This is a genomic window from Algoriphagus aestuariicola (genome assembly GCF_017254835.1).
Lineage (GTDB): Bacteria > Bacteroidota > Bacteroidia > Cytophagales > Cyclobacteriaceae > Algoriphagus > Algoriphagus aestuariicola.
Genome location: NZ_JAFKCW010000004.1, coordinates 40,595 through 52,502 on the forward strand (window position 1 = coordinate 40,595; position 11,908 = coordinate 52,502).

General features: G+C 48.6%; 10 protein-coding genes. 8 read left to right on the forward strand and 2 right to left on the reverse strand.

What is annotated here, in order from left to right; genetic code table 11:
• Nucleotides 1–50: 50 nt before the first annotated feature.
• Complete coding sequence (locus tag J0A67_RS16425) at nt 51–653, forward strand: TetR family transcriptional regulator (protein WP_206570479.1); 603 nt, start codon at nt 51–53, stop codon at nt 651–653.
• Here J0A67_RS16425 and J0A67_RS16430 read toward each other — a convergent pair.
• On the reverse strand, nt 614–865 hold the full coding sequence (locus J0A67_RS16430; RefSeq protein WP_206570480.1) for a CBU_0592 family membrane protein: 252 nt from the start codon (nt 863–865) through the stop codon (nt 614–616). The two genes, J0A67_RS16425 and J0A67_RS16430, sit on opposite strands and share 40 nt — an antisense overlap.
• 156 nt (nt 866–1,021) lie before the next feature.
• Here J0A67_RS16430 and nth point away from each other — a divergent pair, with 156 nt between their 5' ends.
• From nth to J0A67_RS16445, 3 genes are read left to right on the forward strand one after another with little or no spacing between them, the layout of a single operon-like run.
• On the forward strand, nt 1,022–1,693 hold the full coding sequence (gene nth, locus J0A67_RS16435; RefSeq protein WP_206570481.1) for an endonuclease III: 672 nt from the start codon (nt 1,022–1,024) through the stop codon (nt 1,691–1,693).
• Nucleotides 1,693–3,468 (forward strand): asparagine synthase (glutamine-hydrolyzing), encoded by a 1,776-nt coding sequence (gene asnB, locus J0A67_RS16440; protein WP_206570482.1) that lies wholly within the window; start codon nt 1,693–1,695, stop codon nt 3,466–3,468. Before nth ends, asnB begins: the two co-directional genes overlap by 1 nt.
• Nucleotides 3,465–4,685 carry a glycosyltransferase family 4 protein gene (locus tag J0A67_RS16445; RefSeq protein ID WP_206570483.1) on the forward strand — a complete coding sequence of 407 codons (1,221 nt, stop codon included), beginning with the start codon at nt 3,465–3,467 and terminating at the stop codon, nt 4,683–4,685. Before asnB ends, J0A67_RS16445 begins: the two co-directional genes overlap by 4 nt.
• On the opposite strand, the gene gldB is transcribed toward J0A67_RS16445, so the two are convergent.
• A complete protein-coding gene (gene gldB, locus J0A67_RS16450; RefSeq protein WP_206570484.1) occupies nt 4,648–5,652 on the reverse strand; it encodes a gliding motility lipoprotein GldB in 1,005 nt (334 codons plus the stop codon). The two genes, J0A67_RS16445 and gldB, sit on opposite strands and share 38 nt — an antisense overlap.
• A 118-nt stretch (nt 5,653–5,770) precedes the next feature.
• Here gldB and J0A67_RS16455 point away from each other — a divergent pair, with 118 nt between their 5' ends.
• The 4 genes from J0A67_RS16455 to J0A67_RS16470 all read left to right on the forward strand — a co-directional run bounded on the left by J0A67_RS16455 (nt 5,771) and on the right by J0A67_RS16470 (nt 11,859).
• On the forward strand, nt 5,771–6,775 hold the full coding sequence (locus J0A67_RS16455) for a radical SAM/SPASM domain-containing protein (RefSeq protein ID WP_206570485.1): 1,005 nt from the start codon (nt 5,771–5,773) through the stop codon (nt 6,773–6,775).
• 117 nt (nt 6,776–6,892) lie between these two features.
• Nucleotides 6,893–9,478 (forward strand): SLBB domain-containing protein, encoded by a 2,586-nt coding sequence (locus tag J0A67_RS16460; RefSeq protein WP_206570486.1) that lies wholly within the window; start codon nt 6,893–6,895, stop codon nt 9,476–9,478.
• A complete protein-coding gene (locus tag J0A67_RS16465) occupies nt 9,478–10,545 on the forward strand; it encodes an exopolysaccharide biosynthesis protein (protein ID WP_206570487.1) in 1,068 nt (355 codons plus the stop codon). Before J0A67_RS16460 ends, J0A67_RS16465 begins: the two co-directional genes overlap by 1 nt.
• 12 nt (nt 10,546–10,557) lie before the next feature.
• The gene (locus tag J0A67_RS16470) at nt 10,558–11,859 is read left to right on the forward strand and encodes an oligosaccharide flippase family protein (RefSeq protein ID WP_206570488.1); all 1,302 of its coding nucleotides are present in this window, start codon (nt 10,558–10,560) and stop codon (nt 11,857–11,859) included.
• Nucleotides 11,860–11,908 lie beyond the last annotated feature (49 nt).

Consider the following 11,908-nt stretch of genomic DNA (forward strand, 5'->3'; position numbering starts at 1 on the left):
TCAGAAAAACAAAAAATCAAGGTTATTCTTGTATTAAGAAATCAAAAGATATGAAGGAGAAAATCTCGACCGCTAGAAAACAGGAGATCATCGAGGGATTTTACAGGCTCTCTGTCATCCATGGCCTGGAGAACACTTCGATTGCCAAAATCGGTAAATATCTGGATATGCCGCCAAGCCTGATCATGCACTATTTTCCCACCAAAGACATTCTGATTTCGAATTTGATTGATTTTATCCTGGAAAAATACCTGCTGATCTATCAGCCCATCATCAAGGAACTCGAGGTGAGCAAAAATGCGGACTCCACCTTGATCGTCGAGACCCTGTTTTCCAGAAATTGGAATCTGCTTTTTGACGACGGCGTGTTTTACAGTTGTTTTGCGCTGATTTTCAGGAATGAAAAAATCAAAAAAGAATACCGAATACTCCACAAGAAACTGAGGGAATCGCTAAAGGAAATCCTGGACAGCAACCCGGACATGGAGGGAAGGGATACCGCCGTTCTTGCAGAGCAGATTTTTGTAGTCGTGGAGGGTGCCTATTATTACCTCTCGATGTTTGATGACGAGGCTGACTATAACCTCAAAGTCGGGTATTTCAAAAATCAGGTCTACGATTTACTGCGAAAAACTGCCGTCCAGCAGTTGTAGATCGCCATGAGGGCTATTCCCGCCCAAACGACGTTGACCAAAATATTCGCTGTGTCCCGGAAGTGGATGGCATTCACTACTAAGCAGATTGCTCCGAGCAGGTTCAAAACGTGGTATTTTGCCTGATTTTGCTTCCAAATTCCTTTGGATAGCAGATAGTAAGAAAGGATAAAAAGGATGGCGCCAACCCAACCGATCAGTTCAAACAGCATAACTAGTTTAGTTTTTGGAAATTTTTGCCGACGCCATCATGCTCAGATCTTTCCCGGAGAATTGCGTAAATATAATCGGCTAAAGAAATTTGAGCTGCAAATTCTCCCAATATCCAAGTCCTTAGTTATATTCGGAGGCAAATCCCAACTTCGCTTATGCTGAAAAAACAGCGCTTCGAGGCTTTTATTTCCCATTTTTCCGAAAACATGCCCGCCGCCGAGACGGAGCTGCACTACGAAAACCCCTTCCAGTTATTGGTCGCCGTAGTCCTATCCGCCCAGTGTACCGACAAGCGGATCAATATGGTCACTCCCGCGTTGTTCCGGGATTTTCCGACTCCCGAGCATCTGGCGGCTTCCCATTTTGACGAGCTCTATCCCTATATCAAATCCGTATCCTACCCGAGCAACAAGACCAAGCACTTGCTGGGATTGGGGAAAATGCTGGCGGAGGATTTCGGAAGCGAGATTCCCTCGACGGTGCCAGAACTGATCAAGCTGCCTGGCGTGGGGCGCAAGACTGCCAACGTCATCACCTCGGTCGTTTGGAATCAGCCCAATATGGCGGTGGATACGCATGTGTTTCGGGTGTCGCGAAGACTAGGCCTCGTGCCAATGACTGCAAAAACTCCCCTTGAAGTCGAAAAGCAACTCGTGAAGCATATTCCAAGGCAATATATCCACCTTGCACACCATTGGTTGATCTTGCATGGTCGCTACATCTGTCTTGCCCGGCGGCCTAAATGTGAAGAATGCGCGATCACACATTTTTGCAGATTTTTCGAGAAAAACCAGGGCAAAACCGTACTTGACCAGCAGGATTTCTGATGTGTGGCATTCATCTGATATGGGGAAAGGGTGCAAATCGGCACGCGATCCAAAAGCTCGTTGATGCTGCCAATCACCGGGGTCCGGATCAATCCGCAATATATTCTCCTTGGGCGGGACTGTGGATCGGCGTCAATCGGCTGAAAATCCTCCATCCTGGTCCTGACGCGGATCAGCCCTTTTGGGCTCCTGATGGGAAAAGCCTGCTGGTCTTCAACGGCGAGATCTACAATTTTCAAAAGTTGCGAAGCCTGCTCACCAAGATGGGGGTGGAGTTTGCAACACAATCCGACACCGAGGTTTTGCTCCACTATCTCAGACATTTCGGCCAAAATGGCCTGAAGAATCTTGAGGGAATGTTTACCCTAATGTATGTCAACCTAGTGAGCCGTTCAGTCTTGGTGGCGGCGGACAGGAACGGGGAAAAGCCACTCTACTACTTTCAAAGCCAAGAGACTCTGGTTATTTCTTCAGAAGTTCGGGGGATTGTGAGCCTGCAGGAATTTAGACCAGACTGGGAGCAGATAGAGCACTACTTCTATTTTCGGACTCCCCTTCCCGGCAAAACTTTTTTCCGCGGCATTAGAGCTTGGAAGCCGGGAAGACACAGCCTGATCCACAGACACGACACGTTTAGATGGGATACGATTTCGCTACCGAAGGAGCCAAACAGCCTCCCTAGTCAAGCGCTTTTTGCAAAGGTTCTGGAAGAATCAGTGCTGCGCCAGTTTCAAGCGGATGTGCCGGTGGGTATTTTGCTGAGCGGTGGAACAGATAGCACATTGCTATATAGTCTTTGGTATCAAAATACAGGAACCAAGCTACCCGCCTACACCGTGCAGTTTGAAAAGAAATATCGCGCAAAATACGCAGATGGAGATGCCTCCCTTCGGGTCGCCAAGGAAGTGCCCATGGATCATCGTCTCGTCGCGGTTGACCAGAGATTTTTTTTTGAATATTGGGAGGAATACCTTCGGAGTGTCGATCTACCGATTGGGGATTCGGCCGGGTTTCTGACCTGGATGATAGGTAAAAATGCCAAGCCTGAGACCAAAGTCCTGATTTCCGGAGCTGGCGCTGACGAACTTTGGGGTGGATACCAGCGCCATGCCGCGTTTTCCAGATATTTGGCGCAGAACGCTTTTTGGAACCGATGGGCAGGCATTCTAAAAAAATTGCCCTTGGGCAGAGGCTGGGGGAAGTACATGGCCGCGATAGACCCGGATCCCAACCAGACTTTTTTGAATTTCACCGCTTTGCAAAATCCTCCTGCAGATATGGCGGCCGATTACGCCCGAATTTTCAATGGAAATCTTCCGGAATTCAAACGGATGCTGGATTTTGACCGACAGGTCTATTTGGTCCAGGATATCTTGAAAATCCACGACAATGCGCTCATGGCGCATGGCATCGAAGGACGATCCCCCTACTTAGATGCTTCGATTTTGGGCCTTTGGAGAAAAGTAGATGATCCGACTTTGCTTACAGGAAAACCCTGGATCAGGAATATCCTAAGGGAAAGAGGACTCGCCTGGGTGGCGGATCGGAGAAAATTTGGCTTTGGTTTACCACTTGAAGAGTGGCTAAACACAAAAAACGAATTCTCGCTCCGGGTATTCGATTCCTTGAAGACTTTTGAAAAAAGCCATGGAGAACACCTGTCACCCACCATCCGGCAGGTTTTGCAAAAGCCCGAGCAGTCAGCCAAAAACCAATTTTTGACGCTCTATAATCTGTTTCTGTTGGCAGAATGGGCGAAATTGCATGATCTATGAGAGTCGTGTATGTCCACCAGTATTTTCGCACTCCCGACCAGGGAGGCGCCGTGCGTTCCTATCACTTGGCCAAAGGCCTGGTGGAGGCCGGAATCCGCGTGGATATGATCACCGCCCATAATCGCCCTGGATACGACCAGTGCTGGATTGACGGGATACGAGTCCACTACCTTCCCGTGCCCTATGATCAAAACTTTGGGTTTCTGAAGCGAATTCTGGCTTTTTGGAGCTTTGTGAAGAAGGCCAAAAAGCTGCTCAGAAAGCTTTCCCGACCGGATTTGCTCTACATCACTTCGACCCCCTTGACCACCGGGCTAGTTGGTCTTTGGGCAAAAAAGGAGATGGCCCTGCCCTATATCTTTGAGGTGAGGGATCTATGGCCGGAAGCTCCGATCCAAGTTGGTGCCATCCGAAATTCGATTTTGAAAAGATTGCTTTATTCCCTCGAGAAGAGGATTTATGACCAATCGTTGAGCTTGGTAGCCCTTTCTCCTGGAATAGCTTCACACATTCGAAGGTCAAGCTCTGGAAAAGTGGTCGCACTGCTGCCCAATTTTTCCGACTTGACAACTTTTTTCCCTAAAGAGCGAAATGAAAAACTTGCCAAGGAACTCGGCCTCAGTGGGAGACTGACGATCGCATACACAGGTGCGCTGGGATTGGTGAATGCGGTCGAGGAATTGTTGGATTTGGCTGAATTGGCCCAAAAGCGTGGAAAAGACTGGGATTTTCTGATCATGGGAGCGGGCAGCCACGCCCAGAAATTAATAAACCTCAGCTCTTTGAAGAGTCTGTATAACGTCCACTTTATCCCTTTTGGGTCGAAATATGAAGTGAATGAGATCCTAAATCTAAGTGACATGGCCTGGATTTCCTTCGCACATTTGCCGGTTTTGAAAACGAATAGCCCAAACAAGTTTTTTGACGCGCTTGCAGCAGGCAAGGCCATTCTCGTCAACCACAAGGGCTGGGTTTATGACTTGGTAAAAACACACGACCTTGGCATTCCCTGTTTGCCGGGAAAGATAGAAGTTGCTTTTTCCAAACTGGAGACTTTGGCGGAGGATAGGGCCGAATTGGACAAAATGGGAGAAAACTCCCGAAAGCTGGCAGAAACTTTTTTTTCCAAGGAAATCGCAATCAGCCGAATGCTGGAGATAGTCAATCCCAAGCCAAAACCTACTCTGGGCGGCGAGGCCGATATCCGGATTGCCTAAATATGGTCTCGGCATTAGACTCCCGCATCAGCTCTGGTAGCGGCACATCCCGATTTGCCTGATAGTCGTCCACTATATTCCATCCCAGCCATCTTCCCAGTCGGCCAGGAGCTTTCGTGGAGATGGCATCGGTGAAGGGGGCTTCCCCGATGTACTTGCGGATTTCGAAGGGATTAGTCTCATAGAGCAGCTCGTTTTCCACGAAGTGCGACCAGATAAATTCCTCGTTGTCGTAGGTTTCGGCTAGCTCTTCAGGAGTATAGCCGATAATGTATTGCTCGGGCGTGCAAGGCATGATGGCTTTCACAAAATGATAGGCTTTGCCATAATAGATCATTTCCGAAAGCAAGGTGTTATCCTGGGGATTGATGGCATTGTACTGCGAGGAAATCGCCAAAACGATCATGGGCACTAGGAAAGGCTTTTCGTAGCGCTCAGCCATATACCTCGCGATGTCCGGTTGAAAACTGTGGTCAGCCGGCAAAAAGTAATCGAGACCGATCACGATCATGTCTTGAGTCACGACCAAGTCAGAGTTTAGACCCGACACGAAGGTGTACACCTTGGGTGTCTTGAAGTCCGGGAAATAATGCTTGATGTATTTGAATGCGTTGGTCAGGTCACGTTGGATATCTGAAATATCGGGGAATTCCGCCTTCACCGAGTCATATAAAACACGCATAGCTGAGTCCTGGTGGATCGCCAAAAGGCTCGATGCAAGCGAGTCTGGCGAGGGATAGTTTTTTTGCTCGAGATAGACTTCTGCAAATTCAGGATACTTTTCCAGGAGAAAGACAAAGTCCTTTGTGGTATTAGCTTTGAAAAATTCATCTTCCAGCCTCGTAATATTCAGCTCAAGTTCTTGGACCAAGATCTCTGGGTCGAGTTCGCAGCTTTGGTTTTTTTCGCCGCAGGCAAATGCAAAAAGCAGCACTGCGATCGGATATATACAACGGATTAGCCTCATGGGTAAAGGGTTTCAATTCCAAAAGTAAGGAATCAAATCTAATCCCTCGAAACGACGGCGTAGGTGGATTGGGATCTACCCGGTTGTATCTTCTCGTTGGATTGCCGTATTTTCCCGGGTGAAAAACAAATGGATCACCGGGCTGGCGTTTTTTCGGTACCTGACTTTCCAAAAAGTCGTCAACTTCCTTCTTTTGCGAAGCTCTTTTTACATAAGCCAGTTGATGCAGAAACCGGTGATGTGGGGAAAACCCACGACACTTAGCATCGAACCCACCACCAGCTGCAACCTTCGTTGTCCGGAGTGTCCTTCAGGGCTTCGGTCTTTTACGCGTCCTACAGGCATGCTTCATGAAAAGCTCTTCGAGCGAGTGATAGAGCAGGCGAAAAGCCATCTCGCCTGGCTTCACTTGTACTTTCAGGGAGAGCCTTTCCTCAATCCCCGCTTTTTGGAGATGGTTAGGTATGCTGACGAAAGGGGAATTTTCACTTCCACTTCCACCAATGCGCATTTCCTTGGTGAAAAGCAGGTTGCGGGTATTTTGGGGAGTGGTCTGAAACAGCTGATCGTCTCGATGGACGGGATCACGCAAGAAGTGTATGAAAGCTATCGGATCGGAGGAACGCTGGAAAAAGTGCAGGACGGTCTGAGACTTTTGCTTTCAGAGCGGGAAAAGGCCGGTCTTCGTTTCCCCAGGATTATACTCCAGTTTTTGGTCACGGGGCAAAATGAACGACAGATTCCAGCGCTGCGGACGTGGGCCAAGGAAGTAGGCGTGGACGAGCTTCAGCTCAAGACTGCCCAAATCTATGACTATGAAAGCGGTTCGGACTTGATTCCCTCTGACTTGGGCTTTTCCCGCTACATTCCAGCCGGGGAGGGGAAATGGAAGCTGAAAAACAAGCCCGAAAACAGATGCTGGAAAATGTGGCAGGGTGCCGTCGTGACCTGGGATGGCAAAGTTGTACCCTGTTGTTTTGACAAGGACGCGGAGCATGTGATGGGAGAGCTTAGGACGGGTTCATTGGGGTCGATCTGGAATTCAGAGGCCTATGCGGCTTTCCGGAGACAACTATTGGGCGACCGAAGCCAGATTGAGATTTGCAGGAATTGCACTGAGTAGATCGGCGCTATTGGCCCCGATGCCTACATTTTGGAGCTATATTTGGTAGAATTAAGAAATTCACGGATTTTTAGATCCCAATTTGCCCGATATTCACCCGGAACAGTCTTTCTACACATGATTTTATTTACGAGAATCTGGTATTTTTTTGCCTTAGTCATCTTACTGATAGTTTCAGCACCACAGACAATTGCCCAGCAAAACACCGATCTGACGACCATCAGAGTGGACGAACTCTCGGATCAACAGGTTTCGGAGTTGGTCAATCGCGCAAATGAAGCGGGACTGGGCGTGGATGAATTTCTCCAAATGGCGCAACTTCGCGGCATGCCTTCAGCAGAGGTTGAGAAATTGCGAAGCCGGATTCAGGGTTTGGATACAAGTGGCTCCGCCAAGCGTAATACGAACGCCTCCAGAAGGGAACCTCGGCAGCAGCTCGATATGAACGAAATCACCCGGGGTCTCTACCAACCCCAAGCCGAGCTTCTGTCAGATACGCCAAGCAGCGATATTTTTGGCACCGCTCTTTTTTACCAAAAAAATCGACGTCTGAGCTTTGAGCCAAGTCTGAACCAAGCCACACCAAAAGGGTACATCCTAGGGCCAGGCGACGTGGTCTTTGTGGATATCTATGGGCAATCGGAGCAATATTACGAAGCAACGGTCAATCCGGACGGATTTATTCTCTTGGACAATATCGGGCCGGTACCGGTATCCGGCAAAAGCATAGAAGCGGCCACCGAAATCATCAAAAATCGGGTGGGCAGATTCTACCCGGGACTATCGGGCAGTAATCCCAATACCTTTCTCCAGGTGACGCTGGGCAATGTGCGCACGATCAAAGTGCATATCCTTGGAGAGGTCAGACTGCCGGGGACTTTTACTTTGAGTGCATTCTCCACGGCATTCAATGCGCTCTACGCTGCGGGAGGGCCAAACGAAAACGGAACCATGCGGGCCATCAAGCTCGTGCGGAACGGCCAGACGGTTGCCGAGATCGACATCTACGACCTGCTGATTAAGGGCACGGCTAACTTGGACGTGCAGCTCCAGGATCAGGATGTGATCTTGGTTTCTCCTTTTCTGTCTAGGGTAAAAGTCAACGGGGAGGTAAAACGACCCATGACCTTTGAGATAGGCGAAGAGGACACCTTTGAAGATCTTCTCGACTACGCAGGTGGCTTTACCGATGTCGCTTTCAAGGACCGTGTGGCCATTTCCCGAATCACCGGAAACCAGCGCTCCGTGTCTGATGTCTACCAAAGCCAATTCGGTATGTTTATCCTCAAAGGCGGAGATGAAATCACCGTTAGCAGAATTCTCGACCGCTATAGCAACCGAGTTCAGATCAAAGGAGCGGTGTATCGGGAAGGAATATTTGCACTTTCCGAGGGTCTAACTCTATCTCGATTGATCAAAAATGCCGAGGGTCTTAGAGGCGATGCCTACACCGAGCGGGCAAGTATCCTGCGGACCAAAGCGGATCTCAGCTCCGAGATGATCGAAGTCAACTTGAAAAATGTTTTGGCAGGCACAGCTCCAGATATCGTGTTGCAGCGCGAAGACGTCGTCCGCATTTCCAGTATCTACGATATTCAAAACGAGCGCTACGTGCAGATCTTGGGTGAGGTGAAGAAGCCTGGAACCTATCCCTTTTCCGAATCCATGAAGATCGAGGAACTGATCATTCTCGCTGGGGGCTTACAAGAATCCGCGAATCCCCAGGATATCGAGATAGCCAGAAGACTGGAAGATTCGGATTTGGGCACGCTATCGGACATCATCCCCAGCAGGGTCAATGCAGATCTCTCGATCAGCACTGACTCACCTTCGCTTCAGCCATTTGACCAGGTGATCGTGAGAAAAAGAGCAAACTTCACGATGCAAAGGCTCGTGGCAGTGGAAGGGCAAGTGAACGCGCCGGGGATCTTTGCCATCCAGAATAGCGTAGAGCGGATCTCTGACTTGGTGAAAAGAGCCGGAGGGCTCAATCAGTTTGCCTACGCAAAAGGGGCGACCCTAATCCGTAGAACGGAGTTTTTCAATACAGAGTCCGAACAGATCCGACGACAGCGCAATCTGGAAGCGCTCAAAATGCGACTGATCGAGGACCCGAACAATTCGGAAGCCCAGGAGGAACTGCTACAGCGACTGTTCAGAGATCTTCCCAAGGAGAAAGTAAATCCGGTCGATACCTTGTTGGCCAATGCCAAAAAGGAATCGCTGGACCAGATTGCCGCGGGCACGCCGGGATTTGCGGTGAAGCTCAAGGAGTCCGAAGCCGTGGCCATTGACTTGGCCAAAATCATCCAAAATCCAGGCTCGGACGATGACTTGATTTTGGAAGAAGGAGATATTCTATCCGTTCCCAAGTTGCTGCAGACCGTGAGGATGCGGGGAGACGTGGTGTACCCGACGACCCTTCGCTACGAAAGCGGACGCAGCTTAAAGCATTATATCAACAGTGCGGGTGGTTTCGAACGCCGCGCAAACAAAAAACAAACCTATGTCGTCTACGCCAATGGAGCCGTGAAGAGGACTAAAGGCTTGTTCGGAATCAAGAATTTCCCGCCGGTAGAGCCGGGAGCTGAAGTCATCGTCCCTACCAAAGGGCCGAAGGTTCCGCTCCGCCTCGGAGAGATCGTAGGAATTACTACAGGCTTGGCAACCTTGGCTTTGGTCGTTTCTCAAATCAACTGGTAATGGCAGGATCAAAGCATTTTTCGGATAGTCAGTTTACACTTAAAGAGGTGATCCAAAACCTAGGAGAGTGGTTTGCTTTTTTTCTTTCCCAATGGAAAGTTCTCCTACTCGCCGCCATACTTGGCTTGGGCCTCGGCGTCTTGGCTTCTATCATCAAAAAACCCGTGTTTCATGCCGAAACGTCTTTCGTATTAGAGGAAGGCGATGCTGGAGGTATAAGCCAAATGTCTGGTTTGGCCTCACTGGTTGGCGTGAATCTCGGCTCGCTTGGCAGTACGAGCGGGCTTTTTCAAGGTGACAACATCATGGAGCTGTACCGGTCAGACCGAATGCTCGGTGAGACATTGCTTAGTCCATTTCAGGATGATCAAATGCTGATTGACCGATATGTGAGTTTTCAGGAGCTGGACGAAAAATGGGCATCCAAGGTAGATTTTGCTTCCCTTGATTTCTCCATTCCCAGGGAAGAATTCAGCGTCACCCAAGACTCTGTGGTCAAAGAAGTCGCAAAGCTGATTCGTGAAAACCAGCTTAACGTCGCCAAGCCTGACCGCAAGCTAAGCATCATTCAGGTGAGCATCTCATCGAAGGACGAGCTTTTCGCCAAGGCATTTAATGAAAAACTGGTGGAGAAGGTCAACTCCTTCTACTTCGAAACCAAAACAAAAAAGACAGGAGAAAACCTGTCCATCTTACAGTCACAGGCGGACTCCGTGAGAAGTATCCTGGACGAAAGCGTGAACGCCTACGCTGTCGCAACTGACCGCGTCCCCAACGCCAACCCGCTGATGAGTTCGGCAACGGTGGAGAGCAAAAAGCGCCAGATCGATGTGCAGGCGACCGGTGCCGTGTATCAGGAGATCGTCAAAAACTTGGAAATCGCCAAGGTCAACCACCGCAATAACTCCCCGCTGATCCAAATCATCGACTCTCCCAGACTGCCCTTGGAGCGCTCCGAGATCCGGCTGGTGAAAGGAATGGTGCTGGGAGCGGTGATAGGGGGGCTGTTGGCATTTTTTGGATTGTATTTTCGCAGGCTTTATGAAAAGCATGTGCGGGAAAGCTGAGCCTAAGCTGACATGTTTGAAAAACTAAACCAGCTCCTCCCTCTCGGAAATTTTATCCGGAACAAGTCGATCCAAAACTTCCTGTTCCTCGCCTTCATCCAGTCTTCCAATGTGCTGATTTCCATCATTTCGATGCCCCTGCTGATCCAAAGTATAGGAGTGGACCAGTTTGGCCTAGTCAATCTTTCGCTATCGGTGATTGTTATACTGAATATCCTGGTGGGTTTTGGTTATAATCTTAACGCTCCTAGGGAAGTGGCGATCAATCAGCAAAACAAAGAGGCGCTATCGCACATCGTTTCCAATATTTTTTCCGCAAAGTTTTTGTTGGCTGGATTTGCATCATTGGTCATTATGGTTGGCGTTTTTGGCTTGGGGCTCTTCAGCGAGTATCGTATAATTTTGGTCTATTCCTTACTTCTCCTTTTTTCAGAGGCTACCCTCCCCCTTTGGTTTTTTCAGGGTATGGAAAAAATGAAGCTCGTTTCCATCGCCAACGTCTTTTCCAAACTGCTTTTCCTGTTGGGCATTGTTTTGTTTATCCATTCTCCCGGGCAAAGTAAATGGGTCAACTTCATGCTGGGCTTTTTGGGTCTGGGGATCAATCTTTTCCTCCTTATATATATTCACATTTTTCTGGAGATAAAGCTTTATAAACCGGAGTTTTCGGCCATCTGGAAAAGCCTAAGGTCTAATGTTCTCTTGTTCTTTTCCAATCTCGGAAGTCACATCGCGGTAAATGGAGGATTGATTGTTCTGAGTTTTTTCTCTACGGCGGAGACCTTGGGTATGTATAGTCTTGCCGAGCGAGTGATCATGGTCATGAGGATAGTGCCCGCACTCATCGTGCAGGCGATATTCCCAAATGCTGCCAAACTGTACGCCACAGACCTTCCGGGATTTCTGGCTTTTTCCACCAAAGTATTGATGATATCAATTACTGTTTGCGCGGTGTTGTCTATCGGGACCTATTTGGGAGCGGAGATTATCATAGAGATCCTTTCCAGAAGATCCCTTCCGCAGTCAGTAAGGGTACTAAAAATACTGGCATTTGTCCCTTTATTGGCCTCCGCCAACATATTCAACATTATCTTATTTCTCATAAATGATCAAAAACAGCTCCTTTTCACCACTTCTTGGCTGATGTGTGGATACATGCTGATGGTCTCGGTATTCGCGGCTAACTATTATGGGGAAATAGGCCTTGCTATTGCGCTACTTTCCACTGAAATGGTCGTTTTTTTCATCTCTTGTTTTTTCAATTGGAAGTACAATCGGGTTCTGATGAATGAGCTTTTTTCGACTTATCGTTAGAGAAAAGCAGCCGTTCTTTCAGTTTGGACTGTATATTTGAGCGCAAATA